This is a genomic window from Helicobacter anseris, from assembly GCF_003364335.1.
Taxonomy (GTDB): Bacteria; Campylobacterota; Campylobacteria; order Campylobacterales; family Helicobacteraceae; genus Helicobacter_H; species Helicobacter_H anseris.
The window spans coordinates 34,398-56,492 of the sequence record NZ_NXLX01000009.1; the positions used below are offsets into that span (position 1 = coordinate 34,398).

Consider the following 22,095-nt stretch of genomic DNA (forward strand, 5'->3'; position numbering starts at 1 on the left):
TAAAAAAGAGGATGAGTGATGATTTTTGAAAAATATTCTGGTAGTGGAAATGATTTTCTTATTACGCATATTTGCACACAAAAAAATTATGCAAAACTTGCTCAAAAGTTATGCAATAGGAATCTTGGAATTGGTGCTGATGGTCTTATTATTTTAAAACCCCACCCTAAATATGCATATCAATGGCTATTTTTTAACTCCGATGGTTCACAGGCCAAAATGTGTGGAAATGCTAGTAGGTGCGTTGGGTACTATGCCTTTAAACATTCACTAGCGCCAAGAAAACACACTTTTCTTGCGACAGATAAACCCATAGAAGTTGAAATAAAAGATTCTAAAAAAGTTCGAAGTAATCTTGGAAATTTTAGTGCCATAGAATGCCTAGATATACAAACATCTTATGATATCAAAGCATTTAAAATTGATACAGGAGTGCCACACATCGTAATTTTTACAAAAAATCAAGAAATGCTTCCCAAACAAAAAACCTTAGAATTAAAAACACTAAGAGAACAGCACAATGCAAATATAAATATTGCCTATATAAAAAATGATGATTTAATTTATGTAAATACCTATGAGAGAGGAGTAGAAGATATAACTCTTGCATGTGGCACAGGAATGGCAGCTGTAAGCATCATAGCACATACAATTTTCAAAACTAGCAAAAATCCCAAGTGTATCCCGCCAAGCAATGAAGTTCTGTCGTTTTTTATTAAAGATGAAGAAATAAGTTTTGAAGGGAATGTTGTCTTTATAGCCACATGTATTATTTAAAATTTATAGGCATAAGATAAAAATATATGCACTAATTTCATATCCTTTCTGATATCTTTTAAATCAAAAGGATATTTAAATCCTAGTCTTATTACATTACTTTCATCAAGATTGCTTTGCAAACCAAAATTCAACAATAGCAATGCCATGTTATTCACTTCACCATCATCTACTATTGCTCGTTCTTCTCTACAATACCCAAAACCAAACCCAACATAGGGTCCGAATCTCATTTTTTGACTTACTTGTAACTCTAAAGCCATATCCACGTTTAATGAAACTTGCATTGTAATATTTGTATTTAATCCACTAGGTTTAATACCCATTAAAGACTCTAGATACGCCATAAGGGAAGCTTCTCTTATGGGCTTATATTCATATCCTCCCAATAAATACCAACTTGGAATCAAAGTGTGCGTATCTACAAAATTATCACTTAATCCAATACCAGCACCAACAAATATATTATTGCGATCATAAGCACCCAAATAGGTGCAATAAAGCAATAATAAAACTTTAAAAAAATTATTATTTTTCAACTTTCTTTTTCTTTTCTTTCTTTTTGGATTGATATAACCTTTTTATCTTATCATCAATTGGAGCAATAAGTGTATATAAGATTGGCACAATCAATAAACTTAAAAACATAGAAAGCAACAAGCCTCCTATCATTGAAACACCTATCGGAGCTTTCATTGCATATCCACTACCTGTGGCAATTGCTAATGGCAGCATACCAAATACCATTGCAATTGTTGTCATTAAGATAGGTCTAAGTCTAGATTCTCCTGCATATAAGATTGCCTCATAAACACTTGCTCCAAACTGTTTTCTCCTTTCATTGGCAACATCAATCAATAATGTAGCATTTTTTCCAACAATCCCTATCAATAAAATCAACCCCATAAAAGAAAAAATACTAAAGGGCTGATTTACTATTTTAAGTGCAAAAAAAGCACCTGCGAAAGATAAAGGCATAGTTATCATAATAATAATAGGCTCCAATAAAGATTCATATAATGCCGCAAGGATAAGATAAATCAAAATAAAAGCTGTAATAACAGCAACACCAAAAGATACTACAGATTCAGCCATATTATTTGACTGCCCACTTAATGCATAACTTGCTCCTGGCTCAAGCCATTGGGATAATGCTGTAGGATTTGTTGTAGTTTGAATAATATCTTGCAAAGAAATACCAGAATCTTGAATAGGTGCTGCATAAACCGTCACGCTTCTTTGTCGACTATAGCGGCTAATAAGCGAAGGAGCACTAGATTCCTCAATTTCAATCAATCCATCCAAAAACATCAATTGCCCACTAGCATTTTTTATCTGTAATTTTTTAATATCCTCAACAGAAACTCGCTGATTATTTGGAACACGCATAGTAATCTTATACTCTTTGCCATTTTCTTTAAAATATGCCGCTTGCGTAGAACCAGAAAATGCCGCACTAATAACACTTCCTATCGCACTTGCACTAATTCCATATTTATCTGCATACTGGCGCAAAATGGTAATTTTATATTCTGGCTGAATATCAGATGTGCTAGTATGATAATTACCCACCTTTCCTTTTAATTCTGCCCCTTCTAATAATAATTGTTTTAATTTTGCAACACTTTTATCAACCAATGCTTGCGTTGGTGCAAAAACCACAATCTGAAAAGGAGTATTATCCCCACCACCAATTGTCGGAACCTCTGCAGTAAAAAGATTCATTCCCTTTGAAGCAGGTGAAGCCTTTAATTCATTTTGCACTTCTTTCATTAGATCAAATTGCGTCTGATTCCTTTCTTTTATAGGCTTTAATGCCACATAAATCCTTGATTTAAAAATACTTTGAGCTGAACCATAACCAACTTCTGCGGTTGTATATTCTACATTAGGATTTTTAGCAACAATCTCTCTTAGAGCCTCTGTTTTTTGTTTCATATCATAAATACTAATGCCAGGTTTAGTTTCAATCCAAACATAAAATTCTGATTTATCCTCTTGTAGCATAAATTCTCCGCCCAAAGACTTTGCAAGATGTAAAGAAAAGCCAAAGACCAAAATAATCAAAACAATAAATACCACTCTTTGTTTTAATACAAAATTTAAAGTTTTCGCATAGATATTTTGCATTTTTTCAAAAAATGGCTCACTCCAATAATAGAATCTTGATTGTTTTGGACTAACAATCAATGAGCTTACCATCGGAATAATGGTAATAACCACGACATAAGAAATGATAACTGCTAAAGCAACAGTTACCCCAAAACTTGCAAAGAATCTTCCCATAATTCCTGACATGTTACCAATAGGGATAAAAACTGAAAGCAACATCGCAGAGATTGCTATGATAGCAAATGCTATTTCTTTTACCCCTTCATATGCAGCTTTTTTCTTACTCATCCCCTGTTCTAATTTCTTATGAATATTTTCAATTACAACAATTGCATCATCAATAATAATACCAATAGCAAGTGTAAGTGCCATCATTGTTAACATATTCAAGGAATAACCCATTGCCTGAATGAGTGCAAAAGTTCCCAAAATAGATACAGGCAAGCTTATAGCAGCAACCAAAGTAATTGTAACACTACGCAAAAATAAAAATACGATTAAAACGGCTAAAACACCGCCTAAAATTAAATCAAACTCCACATCTTTTATTGAGCTACGAATATATGTTGTTGTATCTAAAAAAGGTTGTATATCATACCCTTCACTTACAGCTTTGATATCAGCAAGGGCACGATATACACCATTGGCAATTTCAATATCATTAGCACCAGAAACTTTTTGCACCTGAAAAATAACCCCTGGAGAATTATTATAGGTGGCATAAGTACTTTCTTCCTCAAGCCCATCTTCTATTACTGCAATATCACTTAATTTTATATTACTCCCAACTCTAATATTCCCTATATCTTCGATACTATGCCCATTTGCATCCACTGTAATAGTAAAATCCTTGGTAGCATTTTCTAATCTACCTCCATTGACCTCAAGATTTTCTTGTCCAAGTAAATTAAAAATACCACTATAAGTAAGATTATATTTATTCATCAAAACAGGATCCACATAAACGCGTATTTGCCTTTCCCTATAACCACTGATTTGAATCCCACCCACTCCAGAAATCTTTTGTAACATCGGCTTAACTACAAGATCTGCATGCTTCATAAGCTCTGAACTAGTTTTTGTTTTGCTACTCATAAACAATGAAATAATAGCTTGACCATTAGTATCAAACTTCTTTAAAGAAGGTTGTTGTATATTTGCATCATCAAACTTGATAGAAGAAACCTTACCGATCATATCTGTCATAGCTTCTTGTATTGGCTTTTCAAGTTGAAACTCTACGATTACTAAACTCACATTTCTTGCACTATTTGAAGTTACACTCTTTACCCCATCAATCCCCATAACAGCTTCTTCAACTTTATCTGTTACTTTACTTTCTATGATTTCTGCACTTGCTCCCGGATAAGTTGTAGAAACAACGATAATTGGAAAATCTACATTTGGAAATAATGAAACTGGTATTTTTTTTAATCCCAAAATACCAAAAAAAACTACCGCTAAAGCGAACATCAAAGTTGTAATTGGTCGTTTAATAGCAAATTTATACATTATTTAGTCCTTATAAAACCATCACCAAAAATTCCAGGAGTCATATTATTGCTTGCTTTTGCCTCAGCACTTACCTTACGAGTATTCTCATCAATAGTAGGATAAATTTTTGTAATCACGGCTTGCTCTTTTTTACTACCACCATCAATAGAATAATAAAAAATATCTCCAACTCTTACATCATTAAGATATTTAGAATCAAATTCGATTAAAAATTTTTTTTCATGACTGACTAATCTAAAAAGTTTTGTGCTATTTTGCCCGACACCATCACCCAACTCGATATTTTTTTCTGCAATCACGCCATCAAAAGGCGCAATCAATGTAGTCTTATCCAACAAAGCACGATAATATTTATAATCTGCCTCTAACTTTTTATAATTAGAATAGTATTGCTCAAGGGTATTTTTATCAATTGCAGCACCAGTTTTATTGTAGCGATTATATTGATTTTGCGCGAAAATATATTGTTGCTTCACAGATAGTGCCTGAGCTATTTTGTCTTGATTTGACAATTTTAATAAAACCTCTCCTTTTTTTACCACACTTCCAACATCTACTTTAATTTGCTCAATTGTTCCAGAACTATCCAGTGTTAGATTTGCATCTTGAACTGCTTTTATATTAAAAATTGCATAAATATCTGCAGTGAAACTAAAACTATAACTGCAAAATACTAAAGTTATTATTCTTAAAATACTCATTTTATTGCTCCTTTATAAAATCTTTAATTTTTTGACCACTATAAAAAATATAATTTGCTTTTTGCAATTCGTAGTTATTTAAACTCTGATTAAATGTAGATTCTGCATCAAATTTAGTACTTAATGCCTGCAAATAATCGGTGAAATTTATAAGATTGGCATCATATTTTTTCTTTATATTAAGATAAGCAATATTTGCTGATTTTAGATTATCTCTTGCTGATTGCATTTTCTTCTTTGCTATTTCTAAGGTTTTTCTATAAAGCTCTTCATCCTTTTTTTGCTCCATTTTTTTATAGGTAAGAAGTTTTTCATTTGCAAGCTGACCAGCCTTTAAGTATTGCTTTTGAAAAGAAATGCCCACATCATCAATAAGTTTTAAAGTAACAGTAACACTTATGACATTTTGCATATCTGGGTAGAGAGCAGAAAATGCTGGATTACTTGTTGCAAAAGCAGGTTTTTGAATATTATAAGTAAAAGTATTGTTCAAATCCACAGTAGGAAAATAATGCAATTGTTTATTTTGAAATATTTGTGCATTGATTTGTTGTCTTAATGCAATTAAATCCTCTCTATCTTGAAGTTTAAATTCTGGAAAAGAAACCTTTTCATACTCCAATGCATCGACTTTTAAATTCGTAAGATACTCTAGCATAAGTTTATTTTGCTCTACAGACATTTGAGCGTCCGCGATTTGATATTCACTCAATGAAGCTTGAGCTTTTAAAGATTCTAAATTATCAATCGGTGTTAGCCCCTGCTTATAAAGTTTCTCTACCCTAATTACATCAGATTTTATTTGTTCAAGCTTTTTTTGAAGCGAAATCAATTTTGAAATATTGTCAAAGTAACCATAATATTGTTGCAAAACCTGCAAGTAAATACTCTGCCTTGTATATTCCTCATCAGATAAATTTGACAAATAGGTAGCATTTTTTTCACGCACTGTGTTTAAGTTTGAAAAACCATTAAAAAGATTTAAAGCAAACTTTGCATTTGCTGCTTGTGTATTATATTGAGAATTTGATTGCGTATCTCTATAGTTATTTTGAAAAGAATAACTAAGATCCAAAGAAGGCAAAAAAGCTCCTTTAGCCACTAAAACCCCCTTCTTTGCTTGTAAGGCACTCAACGCTTTTGCCTGTATAGAATAATTTAAATCCGCAGCCTTTAGTAAATCTTTCAATCTATATTTATTTTGAGCATTTTTTTGCATTGCTTGAATATCAGCCATAATGCTTAAATTCTCCGTAGATACTTCCTGCGCACAACAAAAAGTAGCAATACAAACAACACAAATAAAAGCCTTAAATTTATCCTTAAAAAATTGCATCATTGTTCCAAGCCTTATTTAGAATCTTGCTTTATGTTAAAATATTTTAGAAATAGGTGCCATTTTACCTAAAAATATGTAAATAGTTGTCTATACAACAATAAATTATTTAATTTTGTGTTTTAAAAAATCAAAAATGATTCGATATAATAATTTCAGGGGCGAGGAATCCAAAAATTTTAAAGGATAAAATAATGAACAAAAAAATACTAGGATTGGCTCTAGCGGGATTAAGTGTAGCTAGTATTGCTCAAGCAAGATTCTTTATGGGTCTTGAGGGTGGATATTCTACAACAAACATTAAAGAGACTGCTATGAAAGAAGGTAAGGCTGGTTTTTATGCTTCTGCTTATGGTCCTGGATTGATTACTGATGCTTTTAAAAATGGTGCTCGTGGTTATAATGCTGCATTAACCCTTGGAACAGAAAGTTTTTTTGGTAATTATTTTGGTATTAGATCGGCAATTTTTGGTGGCTATACAAGCACTTCAAAAAAAATTAATGGATTAGCGAAAGAAGCCAATTTTATTGATGCTGGTTTAAACTTTGATTTATTGTTAAACTTCTTTAGCAATGGAAATTCTAGTTTTGGTATCTTTGGCGGTGCTGAAGCTGGTTATCACTATTGGTATAATAAGAAAGATTTTGGCAACCTACATAATCAGAATGAAGTTAGTAAACATTTATTAGATTTTTCTGGTAGATTTGGTATTTCCACTCTATTTGGAGGTCACCACAGAATCGAGTTGCTTGCAAAAGTTCCTTTTACTTCTATGGGATTTAGCTCTTCTTCGGAAGCAAAACTTGGTGGATTAGTGGTTCCACTAAATGTTAGTGTAGGTGCAAGCTATAAGTTTGTTTTCTAATAATTTTTAAAAAATGTGGAGAAGCTTCTCCACATTTAAAGACTTCTTTAACTTCTTCTTTTTATAAACATTGTTTTCAGACTATATTTTGATATATTTATACTTCAAAAACACAAAAATATTTAAGGAATTTTATCTATGAGAAAATTTTATCATGCTTTTATTCTTCTAGCTTGTATTTTTGCTCTACCGATGCAAGCAAGATTTTATCTTGGAGTTGAAGGTGGCTATACTGGCTCAAACCCTTATTATGATTTGGGCAATTCTGATGCTATATTTATTACCATACCCACAAGTCATATTTCTGGAGCTTTTGGAAAATCTTTTAATGGATTTAATGCATCTTTTAATCTTGGAACTGAGAATTTTTTCAATGACTATGTAGGCACGAGGCTTGACTTTTCTGTTGGATATACTTTTTTATCAAAAAAATTTGATAATCTCAAAGCACAAATGAATTTTATTACCTCTGGACTTTATCTTGATTTACTAACAAATCTATACAAAACAGAATTTTTTGAAATAGGATTATTTGGTGGAGCTGGGTTGGATATTTTTTACAATACAAAACAACTTACGGAGGATGATATGGAAGGACTTGATTCCGATGCCATTTCCGAACAAACCATATTAGACGCTCAACAATTCTATAGCAATGCTGCACTTACAAGCAGAATCTTAGCCAATGTTGCAGGAAGGGTTGGCATAACCACACTTATCGCAAAAAATCATCGTATAGAAATACTCGCAAAATTACCAATTGGTTCAATAAATACCTTCCCTTTTATTGGTGGTGGATTAAATCTTGCAAATCTTTCTTTAAATCTTGGATATAGATTTGTTTTTTAAATCTTAAGGCTATAAGAGATGCTAAAACAAATATCTATTGGTTCCATTGGTGGAACTATATCAATGACTACAAGTCATAAGAATCAAGGTATTACCCCATCTCTTGAAGCTCAAGATTTTATACAATCTATTCCCCAAATTGCCTCCATTGCAAAAATAAGAGCCTCTGCTCTTTTTGCAATAGCAAGCGGGCATATCTGCTTTTCACATCTATTGCAAGTTTATGAATGGGCAAAAAATGAGATCGAAAATGGCTCGCAAGCCATCATTATTACACAAGGGACAGATACCCTTGAAGAAAGCTCTTTCTTTCTTAGTCTTTTGTGGGATGAAACTGCTCCTTTGATTCTTACTGGTGCAATGAAAAGTCCTAGCGCACTTGGAGCAGATGGAATTGCAAACCTTTATTCTTCAATCCTTGTAGCACTGCATCATAAAGCACAAGGAGTAATGGTTGTTATGAACAATACCATACACAACCCCTTATGGCTACAAAAAACTCATAGTCTTGCACTTGAAACTTTTAGTTCTTTTCATCAAGAATTTGGTATTATATTAGAAGATGAGGTTGAATTTTTCAAAATTCCCAAAGTGCTAAAAACCTATAAAATAAAAAATCTAACTAAAAAAGTCTTTGCATATGAGCACAAGCTTGATGATGAAAAAGAAATATTAGAATGGGCAGGAGAACACTACGATGGGATTATCATTGGGGGATATGGTGCTGGACATACCAACCTCAATACCTTGCCCATTATTGAAACACTTGCTACAAAAATCCCTACGATAATGTGTGCAAGAACCCATCAAGGACCAAGTGCAATAAAAACTTATGGATATAGTGGCGGAGAAATTGATTTGCAAAAAAAAGGTGTAATTATGAGTAGATGGCTTCAAATCAAAAAAGCTAGAATTCTTCTTTATGTCCTACTTAATGCTGGTTTTTCAAAAGAAGAATTTATTTATTATAGAGATCTTATAACACAAAAATAATCTTTTATAATTTCAAAACTTTTTGTTAGAATCAAGAAAATTTTAAATACTATATTTCTTAAGGAAAATTCATGGACTATAAAGAAACTCTTTCTCTACCTTCAACAAACTTTGCTATGCGTGGGAATCTACCAAATCTAGAACCCAAACGCTATGCGGAATGGAAAAGCAAAGATGTTTATCAACAAATGCTCAAAAATAGACAAGCTTCTCAAAAAAGTTTTTTTATCCATGATGGTCCTCCTTATGCAAATGGACATTTACATATTGGTCATGCTCTTAATAAAATCCTAAAAGATATTATCACCAAATACCACTACTTTAAGGGTGAAAAAATATATTACACTCCTGGTTGGGATTGTCATGGATTACCAATCGAACAGCAGGTGGAAAAAAATCTAGGCAGAGAAAAAAAGTCAAAACTAAGCGTGGTAGAAATCAGAAAATTATGCAGAGAACATGCTCAAAAATTTGTTGATATTCAAAGCAAAGAATTTCAACAATTAGGAATCATAGGGGACTTTGAGAATCCTTATAAAACTATGGATTTTAAATTTGAAGGTGATATCTACAAAACCCTCTGTCAAGTTGTAAAAAACGGTCTTTTGGCAGAAAGAAATAAACCTATATACTGGAGTTGGGCGTGCCAAACTGCTCTTGCAGATGCTGAAGTAGAATATCAAGATAAACAATCAGATTCTATTTTTGTAGCCTTTAAACTTGCAGATACAGCTCTGCAAAAATTACAAATTGACAATGCCTCATTAGTTATTTGGACTACTACACCTTGGACTCTTCCAGCAAATGTTGCTATTGCATTAAATCCAAATGCAATTTATGTATTAACGCAAAATGGTTTTATTGTAGCCAAAGAATTGCATCAAAAACTACTAGATGCAAATATTGTTGATGCAAGCATTGTCAAAGAGATTAAAGCAAAAGAATTAGAAAATCTTGATGCTATCAATCCATTAAATTCAAGAAATTCTCGTATTATCTTAGGAGATCATGTAAGCTTAGATGATGGAACAGGTGCTGTGCATACAGCTCCAGGACATGGGGAAGAGGACTATTATGTTAGCTTAAAATATAATCTGGAAATCTTAATGCCCGTAGATGATAGAGGGTGTTATGATGAACAAATTATCCACAAAAATCTTTTACCAAGAGAATTTCTAGGACAGCATATTTTTAAAGCCCAAAAAGAAATTCTTTCTTTACTAGGCGATGCCTTATTAAAACATACAATAATTACACATTCCTATCCGCACTGCTGGAGATCCCACGAACCTGTAATCTATCGTGCCACGACACAATGGTTTATTTTAATGGACAAGCCATTCAAAAATAATAAGACATTACGACAATTAGCACTTGAGGCGATTGATTCAACAACATTCTATCCACAAATTGGACGCAATCGTCTTGCATCAATGATAGAAAATAGACCTGATTGGTGTATTTCAAGACAAAGAGATTGGGGGGTGCCAATAGCCTTTTTTAAAGATAAAAAAACTGGTGAAAATATTTTTGATGAAAATGTTCTTGATTTTCTTCAAAAAAGATTTGAAAAAGAGGGTTGTGACATTTGGTGGAGCGATAGTATAGAAGACCTTCTCCCACAAGAATGGAAAGCAAAAGCCAAGGATCTAGAAAAGGGCATGCATATTCTTGATGTATGGTTTGAGAGTGGAAGCACTTGGCAAGCGGTATTACAAAATCCTTTAAATAACCCCAAATACAACGCAGGGAGTTACCCCGCAGATATGTATCTTGAAGGTAGCGATCAACACAGAGGGTGGTTTCAAAGCTCCTTACTTTTAAGTTGTGCTATCAATGGATATGCTCCTTTTAAAAGCGTATTAACTCATGGCTTTACCGTAGATGAAAAAGGCGAGAAAATGAGCAAAAGCAAGGGAAATGTGATTGCTCCTGAAACAATTTTAAAAGATCAAGGTAGTGAAATTTTACGCCTTTGGGTTGCTATGAATGATTATCATAGTGACTTGCGCATTTCAAATAATATCATCAAGCAAGTAGGAGAACAATACAAAAAAATCCGCAATACCCTCAGATTCTTACTTGCCAATATCAATGATTTAAAAGAACTTTGTGATTTTAAAGATTTCAATACCATTGACTTATGGATTCTAAAAACTACAAAAAAAGTTTTTGAGCAAGTAGAAAATCATTTTAACCAATATGATTTTGTTAAAGGTATGCAAATACTTATGCACTATATTAGTAATGAGCTTAGCGGTATCTATATGGATTTGTGCAAAGATAGTCTTTATTGTGATAAACCTTCTAGCAAAGATTCTAAAGCTTCAAAAACTGCTATGTTTGTTATAGCTAAAAATCTCTCACACCTCCTAGCACCAATCTTGACTTATACTATTGATGAAGTCATAGAATTTGCTCCAGAGCTATTTAAACAAAATATCAATAATGTTTTTGACTTGCAAAAAATTGACTTAACACAACTGGATGATTTTACCTTAGAAATAGATTTTGAAGATCTTTTAGATCTAAGATCAAAATTTGGTGAAATTATTGATAATCTTAAAAAAGAAAAAGTTATCAAATCAAGCCTTGAAGTTGTGATATATACTCAAGATTTAGCTTTTAACCTACTTGATAAATGGCTGATTGTAAGTGAAATATTAAAAGAAAAACCTAGTGACTATCTCATAAAATTTAATGTTAATAATAAAGAATATTTTTTAAGCAAGGCTACAAAATGCAAGTGTCCTCGTTGTTGGAGATATCTCTCACAAACAGAAGAGGCATTGTGCAAAAGATGTGAGGATGCCCTAAAGGGCTAATCCCTCATTATCTTGCCAAAAGAGTTATTAAAGCAAAAATAATCACACTATCTAATGCTTGATAGCTCCACTCAACACCAACAGCATATAAGCTTCTTTTTGCAAAGTAGAGATTTTGAATATGCACACTAGAGATTAAGAAAATGAAAATAAAACAAAAAATTCCATATTGAAATAAATCATTAGCATTCTTAAAAATATACCACGCACATAGCGTTTTTATAAAACTTATTGTAATGTTAATCAACAATAAAAATAAAAGTTTGTTTTTAGAATCTTGATGATTTTTTATAATCTCTCTATCAATACCTCTCATCCAAATATTCCCAAAAAGCTTTGGAGAAAACCACAATCCTCCCAAGAAGAATGAAATTAAAGTAATCAACAATATTTCTAACATAATATTCCTTTATTTTTCTAAAAAATGGATCATGAAATCTTACAATTTTTTACATAGATATTCCCAAATATCTCTCATTGGCTAAAAGACACTTCCACCAGTTATAGGAATATTCACACCATTGAGGTAATTACTTTCTTGACTAAGCAACATCATAATAATAGGTAAAACATCCTTTGTTGTAGCATTTCTCTTTAATGGATGATTTAATGCATTTAATTCAACAATTCTTGAATCTATGTTTTCTAAAAATTTTGTCTCTATCATTGAAGGGGAAATTGCATTGATTTGAATATCAAATGCTTTATATTCACTCACCAAAGACTTCATAAGTCCTAATAATGCGTATTTCATGCTTACATAAGCACTCATTCCCATTGGAGGCTCTCCACAGACAGAACTTGAGAGCATAAAAACAATCTTTTTTTGCCTCTCTTTGTCTTTTTTAAGCAATGGTAAAAAAGTCTTTAAGAGCAAAAAAGTTGATTTCAATCCGATACTAAAATTTTGCTCAAAATCCTCCCATTGCATATCCTGAAATCTAGTAACTGCAACTTTTGCAGATGCTAAAAATACTATTTTATTTGGAATGCCTATTTCAAGAACTCTTTGAATAAATTTTTCTATAGCACCTTGATTATTTAAATCACATTGCAAAGGCACTATATTAGCACCTTCTTGTATAACCCCTTGATTAAAATGTGCTAAAACCAAAGAATCTTTTTGCAATTCTTCAATTAACCCCACTCCTATATCAGAACTTGCCCCTATAATCAATACAATATTCCGATGCATTACTGTAACACCCCTACCTTTATTTTTGCTTTTGAAACTCTAATATATCCCCCCCCCCCAGATTCTTTAAAAATATTGGCCTGTATTTCAATCTGTCTATATGCCTCATTGATATAATCAATCTTACCCTCAACCAACAATTTATCTCCTACAAAAACAGGTTTTAAAAAAGATACATCTACTCCGTGTAACAAACTATATTTTCCAGGCAAATAAACCCCAATCAATTTTGAGTAGAAACTCGTCGTCAATAATCCATAAGCCACCAAATTCTCAAATCCACAACCCTTTGCATATTCCAAATTAGTATGCAAAGGATTTGTATCTTCTGAAACTTGCAAAAATAAATCCATATGCCTTTGTTCCAAGGTAACTTCAAAACTTTCCTTTTGCCCAATGCTTAAATCTTGAAATTTATAGGATTTCATATCAAATCTTGGTAGATACTAAATCTATCATATCCCCAACATTTTTCAAATCTTGCAATTCTCCTAAAGCAAATTTAACTTTGAAGTATTTCTCTATCGCACTTACCAAGCTAATATGCATCAAAGAATCCCATTCCTGAATATCACTTGCTGTTGTTTCTCTACAAATGACTAATTCTTGCATGTCAAAAACATCTCTAAAAATCTCTTGTATTTTTTCTTGTATTACACCTTTATCCACAATTCACTCCTATCAATAAATTTTTATTTTTATATTCTACAATATCCAATTCCCAAATACTCCCATTTTCATCCTCTTCAATAAGTTTAAAACCAAAGTCACCATAAAGCCGTGCAACCATGTTATTTTTTGCACTTTTTATATAATATCCTATAATCTTTCTTGCTTCTTTTGTTTTTGCGATTCTAATAAACTCATCCAACATGGCATATTCCATATTTCTCTTTAACACTCTACAACTCATCAACCACAAATCAATATGACACACATCTTTTTCTAATCTTCCAATACTAATAGCAATTAGTCCATTATCCCCATATTTATCTATCAATTTTCCATAAAGTGTAATATATTCATCACTCTTACTTATTTGTTCTATACTTGCTAAATCATAACGCTTAGTAGTGCAATTAAATTGGTTTGTCTTGTTAATTAACTGTGTGATACGATCTAAATAGATAGCTGAAAAAGGAAGAATCTCTGCTTTCATTTGTAGAGATTTTAAAAAATCCGAATAATCTTTAAAGCTACTTTGTTCCATTTGTCTCTTTGAATTTTGAAGATAATAAGCACTTCTCTCTAAATCATCAGATGAAATTCCAATGGTTTCAAAATAATAATTTCTATCAATATGAGCTATAAAATCAATAACATCACTTCCAACATTAGGAACAGCCACTTGAGGAAGTGTCAAAGATACCACTTCTCTTTCACTTGGATTATCATCAATGAAAACTAAACTATCTTCCCCTATATTTAAATTTTTAGCAATTGTTTGAATATTTTGATTTTTCAATTCCCAATTTGCAATAAAACAAGCAAAATCATCATACTTTAAAACGCTTCTTGGATGAGAAAATCCTTCTTTTGCATTATTAAATTCATTTTTAGAGCAGACTGATAGGATAATGCCTCGTTGCTTTAGCTCTAACACATATTGTTGAAACGCACTATAACTTTCACCTAGAGCCGTCTCATCTCCTATAGCAATTCCACCAATACCATCATCACCAATTACACCACCCCAACAGGTATTATCCAAATCAAGCACCAATGCCTTTTTGCTTTTACCAAAAATTGCACCAATAAGGTGTGAAAGACTAAAAGATAATTCAACAATACCTTCCATACTCATTGCATATTTTGCCTGATAAAAAAGCTTTTTATCAAACCATTTTTCAATACCAATCATCGCGCTTAAATAATTTATATCATGCAAAAATATATTTGATGATGATTGCATTAACTGAGAAATTTTATAGTTTAACTCTCTAATAAAAAATACTCTTCCTTGTAATCCATCAAGATTGCCTAGTAATCTAGTGTTTGGCAACTCAAAATTATTTTGTATGATACAACAATTAAATCGCTCCAAAGACTTCCAAATCTCTTTAATTTTAGATATTTCATCATCTAAAGATTTTTGCATATTTTGTAAATTTAAAATAGGTAATTTTAAATTTACAAAACTTGTGTGGATATAAATCAAATCTGGCTTAAAATCATTAAGTTCTTCATTTCCAAAAACTGCGTCTTCATAATACTTATTAAATTCTGATTCATAAAATGTAGGAAGAATTCCTAAATCTAGTAAAAAAATTTCTAATATGTCTTTAATTTCTGCAGTTGTAGAGCCACCTAGAATTGCTATTCTTTTTTTTAAAAAATTAAGATCTTTGTTTAATAATTCTCTTTTTAAACTTCGCTTTTTTCTTAAAATAAAATCATAATCCAAAGGAAAACTAAATTGCATTTTTCACCACCAATACAAATAGGATACTCACTTCTTCATCTCTTCTAATTCTTTTGCTAAATACTGCCCAGTGTAACTTCCTGTTATCTTATAATCTCTTGCGATTTTTTCTACACTACCACAATCCACCAATTTACCACCCTTACTACCACCCTCAGGGCCAATATCAATAATATAATCAGCATTCTTAATCATATCAAGATTATGTTCAATCACAATAACTGAATTACCTAAATCCACTAACGAATGCAAAACTTTAGTAAGTCTATCCACATCTGCAAAATGAAGTCCTGTAGTAGGCTCATCTAATACATAGAGTGTTTTACCAGTATCTTTACGACTTAGTTCCTTGCTAAGCTTGATTCTTTGTGCCTCACCACCACTTAAAGTAACTGCGTTTTGTCCCAGGGTGATATATCCAAGTCCTACATCTTGAAGTGTTTTTAGTTTTGAAGCAATCTTTGGAATCTTTGCAAAAAATTCCAAAGCCTCATCAACACTCATTGCCAAGACATCAGCTATGGATTTACCCTTATATTTAATCTCCAAGGTTTGCTCATTATATTTTGCACCATTACAAACATCACACTTTACCATTACATCAGGTAAAAAATGCATCTCTATTTTTATCTCTCCTTCTCCTTGACACTTTTCACATCTACCTCCCTTTACATTAAAACTAAATCTACCAATACCATACCCTAAAATTTTTGCTTCCTTAACTTCACTAAAAAGCTGCCTAATATCATCCATCACCCCTGTATAAGTCGCAGGATTACTTCTTGGAGTTCTACCAATAGGAGTTTGATCAAGATAAATCACCTTATCCAAAAACTCCAATCCCTCTATCTCTACTCCATCACATTTTTTTATCTTACGCGCATGATTTAAAAGTTCTTGAGCTACAGGCAATAGAGTTTGTAATATCAAAGAGCTTTTTCCGCTCCCACTAACACCAGTAACACAAACAAAATTTGAAAGGGGAATCTTTACATCAAGATTCTTAATATTATTGATACAAACATTTTTTATCTCCAAAAAATGCTCTTTTTTTCTTTGATGCGGATAATTTATTTCTTTTTTACGATTGATATATTGTGCAGTTTGTGTTTGAGATTTGAGCATCGATTGCACATCTCCACTAAACACAATTTCTCCGCCATTCTTACCAGCACCAGGACCAATATCTACTATAAAATCTGCATTTTTTATTGTTTCGCGATCATGCTCTACTACAATAACACTATTACCTTTTTGTTGCAAACTTCTTAATGTCTTTATAAGCTTTAAGGTATCCCTCTCATGCAAACCAATACTTGGCTCATCAAGCACATACATCACCCCTGTTAATCCACTACCTATTTGACTTGCAATACGAATCCTTTGACTTTCTCCACCACTAATAGTTCGCGCATCTCTACCTAAACTCAAATATCCCAATCCTACATCATAAAGAAAAAACAATCTTTCTTTAATTTCTTTAAAAATACTAGTGGCAATAAATTGCTGTTGTGCATTCAAATAACTAAAATTATTTTCATCTATAAAAAAATGATATGCTTCTTCTATTGACATATCAATAATATCACCAATTCCTTTTCCACCAACTCTTACGGATAAAGATTGTGGCTTTAAACGATGCCCCTTACAAGAAGAGCAAGATTTTTCACTCATATAATCATTTAAATCTTTTTCATCTTTAAACATATCATAAGCAATTTGCAAGATTCCCTTCCAAGGACGCTTTAGCATTGAGTTTTTCCACATAAACTCAACATCAACTCCACTACCATATAACAATGATTTTTGATCTTGCTCACTCAATTGCTCAAAACTTTTATTCATATCAATCTTGTTTGCTTTGCAAAAACCAGAAAATAATTCTGCATAATAATTTCTATTAAAGCCAAAAATAACTTTGATTCCACCCTTATTAAGTGGAAGAGATTTATCTAATATTTTCTTGATATCAATACTATATTTACTACCCAATCCACCACAATCCTCACACGCGCCCTTAGGAGAATTAAAAGAAAAACTTAAAGGCTCTAATGTCTCAAAACTCACCTTACAATCAAAACAAGCAAGATGCTCACTATAATGAATAATTTTACTTTCATCTCCTAAAATTTCAATCTCTACTTCTCCAAAAGATTCCTTTAGGGCTTTTTCAATGCCTTGAGCTATACGCGTTTTATTTTCTTCATTTAAAACTACACGATCAATCACTGCTTTTATTGTGTGTTTTTTTGTCTTGGATAATTCTATATCCTCATCAAGTCGTGTCAATACACCATTGATATAAGCTCTCACATATCCCTTTTGACGCAATGCTTCAAGCTTATCTGCAAAACTTCCTTTTTTTTCTTTTACTAGTGGAGCTAATATCATAAGTTTAGAATCTAAAGGTAGCTTTAAAACTTCATTGATAATATCTGTTTGACTCATCTGTGAGATTGGCTTACCGCATAAATGGCAATGTTGATTCCCTACTCTAGCATACAACAATCTCAAATAATCATAAATTTCTGTAATGGTGCCAACTGTAGATCTTGGATTTTTAGAAGTTGTCTTTTGATCAATTGCTATTGCTGGAGTAAGCCCTTCAATCTTATCAACATTAGGTTTTCCTACTTTATCCAAAAACTGCCTAGCATAGCTTGATAAAGATTCAATATAGCGTCTTTGACCTTCTGCATACAAAGTATCAAATGCTAAAGTACTCTTCCCACTACCGCTTAATCCCGTAAAAACTATGAGCTTATTTTTTGGAATTTCAATATCAATATTTTTTAGATTATTTTCTTTTGCACCAAAAATTTTTATCATATCAAGCATAAAAAAACCTTATTTGATGGATATTACTATAATTTGTAGAAAAAGTGTTTGTGAAGGATTTCATCCTTACTTTTATTGCAAGGATGAACATATTTTTTAATCATTTCTATTATTGAAGATTCCAATAAGCTGCAAAATACTTACAAAAATATTTAAGAAATCAAGATAAAGACTAACTGCAGCATCTACAGGGCTATCATATAAACCTCTTACCATATTTTGCGTATCATACGCTACAAACAAACTAAATAAAATTGCACAAGCACCAGCAATTAGCACTTGCATCATAGGAGAACCTAGAAAAATATTAACAAGTGAACAAACTACTACAACAATCAATGCAATAAAGAGCATTTTACCCATATTTGCAAGATCTTTTGTCGTTTTGAGCGCATAAATACTCATCACACCAAAAATAATAGTTGTCATACCAAGAGCTTGCCAAACAGCACTTAAACCACTTGTTGCAATCACAGATCCCAATAAAGGAACTAGAGTAACACCGCTAAGCGTAGTAAATACAAAGAGTAAGGCAACATTCAATCCAGGCTTTCCTTTTGAAAACATTAAACCAAAGAATGCAACAATCTCAGCAATAAAAAACACCCACTTATTTTGCATTACTATTCCAAAATTCATTAAACCTAATAATGCACCAAGAGTTGCAAACAATAAGCTACCTGCAAAAAACTTATAAGTAGTTTTTACAAAACTTACCAATGAGCTTTCGCTTTCAAAAACTCTTTCTTGAGAATATGCTCTTGTTTGTTGTCTATCGTATAAACCCATGATTTTGCTCCTAATTTTCAAAATTTGGTTTTGAGCTGAAATACTACAAAAAATGTGTTAATAAACTATTAAACCTCTTTTGTGTGAGCTATAATTATGGCAAAATTTAATAGCTGGCTACAACGATGAAAAAAATTAAAATTGCTATCAATGGTTTTGGAAGACTTGGCAGAAGTATTGCAAGAGTGATTAGTTTGCGAGATGATATGCAACTAATTGCCATCAACGATCCAAGCTCTTGGGATATTCTCTCTTATCTCCTAGAGCACGATAGCACTCATAAAGCCTTCCCAAAAAAAATTGTTTTTGAAAATCAAAAACTCTCTATAGAAAATCAAGAAATATACACATTCAACGAAAGCAATCCTGATAAGTTGGATTTTAGCGATGCGGATGTCGTAATAGAATCTTCTGGAAAATTTCTTTTAGAAAACCAGCTTACACACCATCTACAAAAAGGAGTAAAGAAAGTCATTCTTTCTGCACCAAGTCTAGATTCTATGCCAACATTTGTTTTAGGGGTAAATCACACAAAATACAACAATGAACCTATAATCTCTAATGGTTCTTGCACCACAAACTGCCTTGCACCCATTTGCCACATATTAAATGAACATTTTGGGATACTATCAGGAAACATCATCACAATCCATAGCTACACCAATGATCAAAATCTTTTAGATAGTGCTCATAGAAGCGATAAAAGAAGATCTAGAGCCGCTGCTACTAATATCATCCCCACAACAACAGGTGCTGCAAAAAATTTACACAGGGTGCTACCAAACTTAAAAGATAAACTTCATGGACATAGCATCAGAGTGCCTGTTTGCAATGTTTCAATGCTAGATTTAAATATCAATCTCAACAAATCTCCATCAATTGATGAAATCCATATGCTTTTTGAAAATTATAAAAATACAAGCTTGAAAGGAATCTTGGATATCGATGAAAAATTTGGTGTAAGCACTGATTTTATGGGAAATCCTCATAGTTGCATTATTGCAAAAGATTTAAGCTTTAATATAGATAACTTTTTAAAAGTTATGGCATGGTATGACAATGAATGGGGATATTCTAATAGAATCGTTGAACTTGCAAAATACATCATGTCCTAAGGTTATAGTTTATGGATATTAAATTTTTAGACCTCTCAGCACTCAACGCACCTTATTTTGAACGCTTCTGTGAAATAATGCAAAAAATCTTACAATCAAGTGCATTTATAGGTGGAGAATACTGCAATACTTTTGAGCAAAATTTTGCAAAATATCTCAATGTAGCAGGCTGTGTAGGAGTTGCAAATGGAACAGATGCACTAGAAATTGCCATCAAATCCCTAAACCTTCCTAAAGGCAGTCAGATTATCGTCCCTGCAAATACTTTTAAAGCCTCTTGTGAAGCAATTTTAAATACGGGTCATAAAGCAGTAATTGTTGATTGTGATGAAAACTACAATATCAAACCAAGCACATTACTAAATGCAATTACACCCTTTACTTCTGCAATTATTGTAGTGCATTTATATGGTCGTATCTGCGATATCACCAAAATTGCACAAATTGCACAAGAACATCATCTAGCACTTATAGAGGATTGCTCACAGGCTCATGGCGCAAGAATCAAAATCAACAACACCATATCTTTTGCAGGGACTATTGGAGATATCGGAACCTTTAGTTTTTATCCAAGCAAAAATTTAGGAGCAATCGGAGATGCAGGTTGCATTGTAAGCAACAATATAACCCTACTATCTCGTGCTAGAAATATTGCAAATCACGCAAATCATTCTCAAGAAAAAATCTCTTTTATTGGAAGAAACTCACGCTTGGATAATCTACAAGCTGCATTCTTAAACCTCAAACTTCAAGACTTAGATTCTCACAATGCACACCGCCAACATATTGCCACACTCTATCAAAAACATTTAAAAGATATACCACAAATCCTATTGCCAGAAATCCCTATGCATTCATACCAATGTGTATGGCACCTTTATGTCATAAGACTGCATAAAGAATTAGAAAATAAACGCCATCTCTTAAAAGAATTCCTTGCTAAAAATGGCATAGAAACCCATATTCACTATCCGCAAAACCTAGCAAAAATTAAAGAAATTAAATTTCATATACACACCATCATTCATTCTCTACCAAATGCCACAAATTGGGATGAAAATATCCTCTCCTTGCCAATGGGAATTCATATTCAAGAAGAACAAGTGATTTTTATTGCTCAAAAAATCAAAGAGTTTTGTCAAAATTATATTTCAAACTCAAATGAGTAATCATCTCATTTTACAAACTCACATAAAGGATTTTTCAATGAAACTTAAAATTTTTCTTTTCTCTTGCATTTCAGCACTTATGCTTTCAGGTTGTGGTGTTTTAAATTTTGAAGAATCAAAAGCACAAAGCCAAAAATGCCAAACCCCGTATGTCTTAATCAAAACCCCAAATATCCATGTTCAAGAAAATGATTTACAAATCAAAGAAGAGGAAGTGTTAGATACTCTAAAAACACTGATGGAAGATGCATGTATTGCAATTAGCCAAAATGATGATGCTTATGATCTTGATATTACCTATTCAAGTAGCCTTAGTGCTCAAAGCAAAGAAAATATCACCTCTGTTGCTCAAGAAAACATAGCAAAGGTAAAAATCACCCTTACCCTTAAAAAAGATCGCTCCTCTAGAATCTTCAATAGCGAACAAGCACTGCAAATCAATGGAAAGAAAATTTTAGGTATTGGACAAAATGCGCAAATCACAGATAAAGACAAACAAAAGCTTTTGCAAGAGGCAATCAAGCGTGCATATTTACAAGCCATAAATAGTATGAGATGATTTATTCTCATTTTTATCTAAAAATGAAAAAATA

19 protein-coding genes are annotated in these 22,095 nt (G+C 32.2%); 8 read left to right on the forward strand and 11 right to left on the reverse strand.

Annotated elements, in window-relative coordinates:
- Positions 1-18 precede the first annotated feature (18 nt).
- Positions 19-777, forward strand: a complete 759-nt coding sequence (gene dapF, locus CQA57_RS04645) for a diaminopimelate epimerase (RefSeq protein ID WP_115579066.1) — start codon at positions 19-21, stop codon at positions 775-777.
- Here dapF and CQA57_RS04650 read toward each other — a convergent pair.
- The 4 genes from CQA57_RS04650 to CQA57_RS04665 are packed head-to-tail and all read right to left on the reverse strand — an operon-like array spanning position 774 to position 6,444.
- Positions 774-1,316 carry a hypothetical protein gene (locus tag CQA57_RS04650; RefSeq protein ID WP_115579067.1) on the reverse strand — a complete coding sequence of 181 codons (543 nt, stop codon included), beginning with the start codon at positions 1,314-1,316 and terminating at the stop codon, positions 774-776. The two genes, dapF and CQA57_RS04650, sit on opposite strands and share 4 nt — an antisense overlap.
- Positions 1,306-4,401: an efflux RND transporter permease subunit gene (locus tag CQA57_RS04655; protein WP_115579068.1), complete on the reverse strand. Its 3,096-nt coding sequence runs from the start codon at positions 4,399-4,401 to the stop codon at positions 1,306-1,308. Before CQA57_RS04655 ends, CQA57_RS04650 begins: the two co-directional genes overlap by 11 nt.
- Positions 4,401-5,105, reverse strand: a complete 705-nt coding sequence (locus CQA57_RS04660) for an efflux RND transporter periplasmic adaptor subunit (RefSeq protein ID WP_115579069.1) — start codon at positions 5,103-5,105, stop codon at positions 4,401-4,403. The genes CQA57_RS04655 and CQA57_RS04660 overlap by 1 nt, the downstream gene beginning before the upstream one ends.
- Position 5,106: 1 nt before the next feature.
- Positions 5,107-6,444: a TolC family protein gene (locus tag CQA57_RS04665; protein ID WP_245941859.1), complete on the reverse strand. Its 1,338-nt coding sequence runs from the start codon at positions 6,442-6,444 to the stop codon at positions 5,107-5,109.
- Positions 6,445-6,635: 191 nt separating this feature from the next.
- Between CQA57_RS04665 and CQA57_RS04670 the strand changes: the two genes are divergently transcribed.
- The 4 genes from CQA57_RS04670 to ileS all read left to right on the forward strand — a co-directional run bounded on the left by CQA57_RS04670 (position 6,636) and on the right by ileS (position 11,974).
- Entirely contained in the window at positions 6,636-7,307 is a 672-nt protein-coding gene (locus CQA57_RS04670) for an outer membrane beta-barrel protein (protein ID WP_115579070.1), read from the forward strand.
- Between the two features lie 138 nt (positions 7,308-7,445).
- Complete coding sequence (locus CQA57_RS04675; protein WP_115579071.1) at positions 7,446-8,156, forward strand: outer membrane beta-barrel protein; 711 nt, start codon at positions 7,446-7,448, stop codon at positions 8,154-8,156.
- A gap of 18 nt (positions 8,157-8,174) precedes the next feature.
- The gene (locus CQA57_RS04680) at positions 8,175-9,149 is read left to right on the forward strand and encodes an asparaginase domain-containing protein (protein ID WP_115579072.1); all 975 of its coding nucleotides are present in this window, start codon (positions 8,175-8,177) and stop codon (positions 9,147-9,149) included.
- 71 nt (positions 9,150-9,220) lie between these two features.
- A complete protein-coding gene (ileS, locus tag CQA57_RS04685) occupies positions 9,221-11,974 on the forward strand; it encodes an isoleucine--tRNA ligase (protein WP_115579073.1) in 2,754 nt (917 codons plus the stop codon).
- A gap of 7 nt (positions 11,975-11,981) precedes the next feature.
- On the opposite strand, the gene CQA57_RS04690 is transcribed toward ileS, so the two are convergent.
- The 7 genes from CQA57_RS04690 to CQA57_RS04720 all read right to left on the reverse strand — a co-directional run bounded on the left by CQA57_RS04690 (position 11,982) and on the right by CQA57_RS04720 (position 19,218).
- Positions 11,982-12,374, reverse strand: coding sequence for a DUF1761 domain-containing protein (locus tag CQA57_RS04690; RefSeq protein WP_115579074.1), 393 nt, complete (start codon positions 12,372-12,374; stop codon positions 11,982-11,984).
- A gap of 81 nt (positions 12,375-12,455) precedes the next feature.
- A complete protein-coding gene (locus tag CQA57_RS04695) occupies positions 12,456-13,169 on the reverse strand; it encodes an SDR family NAD(P)-dependent oxidoreductase (RefSeq protein WP_115579075.1) in 714 nt (237 codons plus the stop codon).
- Entirely contained in the window at positions 13,169-13,597 is a 429-nt protein-coding gene (locus CQA57_RS04700; RefSeq protein WP_115579076.1) for a MaoC/PaaZ C-terminal domain-containing protein, read from the reverse strand. The genes CQA57_RS04695 and CQA57_RS04700 overlap by 1 nt, the downstream gene beginning before the upstream one ends.
- Position 13,598: 1 nt before the next feature.
- The gene (locus CQA57_RS04705) at positions 13,599-13,838 is read right to left on the reverse strand and encodes an acyl carrier protein (RefSeq protein WP_115579077.1); all 240 of its coding nucleotides are present in this window, start codon (positions 13,836-13,838) and stop codon (positions 13,599-13,601) included.
- Positions 13,831-15,591, reverse strand: coding sequence for an HAD-IIIC family phosphatase (locus CQA57_RS04710; protein ID WP_115579078.1), 1,761 nt, complete (start codon positions 15,589-15,591; stop codon positions 13,831-13,833). Before CQA57_RS04710 ends, CQA57_RS04705 begins: the two co-directional genes overlap by 8 nt.
- Positions 15,592-15,618: 27 nt before the next feature.
- Positions 15,619-18,429 carry an excinuclease ABC subunit UvrA gene (uvrA, locus tag CQA57_RS04715; protein ID WP_115579079.1) on the reverse strand — a complete coding sequence of 937 codons (2,811 nt, stop codon included), beginning with the start codon at positions 18,427-18,429 and terminating at the stop codon, positions 15,619-15,621.
- A gap of 96 nt (positions 18,430-18,525) precedes the next feature.
- Positions 18,526-19,218 (reverse strand): Bax inhibitor-1/YccA family protein, encoded by a 693-nt coding sequence (locus CQA57_RS04720; protein WP_115579080.1) that lies wholly within the window; start codon positions 19,216-19,218, stop codon positions 18,526-18,528.
- Positions 19,219-19,343: 125 nt separating this feature from the next.
- On the opposite strand from CQA57_RS04720, the gene gap reads away from it, so the two are divergent.
- Genes gap through CQA57_RS04735 form a run of 3 tightly spaced genes read left to right on the forward strand, consistent with a single transcriptional unit; the run spans position 19,344 to position 22,061 of the window.
- Positions 19,344-20,333: a type I glyceraldehyde-3-phosphate dehydrogenase gene (gene gap, locus CQA57_RS04725; protein WP_115579081.1), complete on the forward strand. Its 990-nt coding sequence runs from the start codon at positions 19,344-19,346 to the stop codon at positions 20,331-20,333.
- A gap of 11 nt (positions 20,334-20,344) precedes the next feature.
- Positions 20,345-21,502, forward strand: coding sequence for a DegT/DnrJ/EryC1/StrS family aminotransferase (locus CQA57_RS04730; protein WP_115579082.1), 1,158 nt, complete (start codon positions 20,345-20,347; stop codon positions 21,500-21,502).
- 37 nt (positions 21,503-21,539) lie between these two features.
- Positions 21,540-22,061: a hypothetical protein gene (locus CQA57_RS04735; protein WP_115579083.1), complete on the forward strand. Its 522-nt coding sequence runs from the start codon at positions 21,540-21,542 to the stop codon at positions 22,059-22,061.
- Positions 22,062-22,095 lie beyond the last annotated feature (34 nt).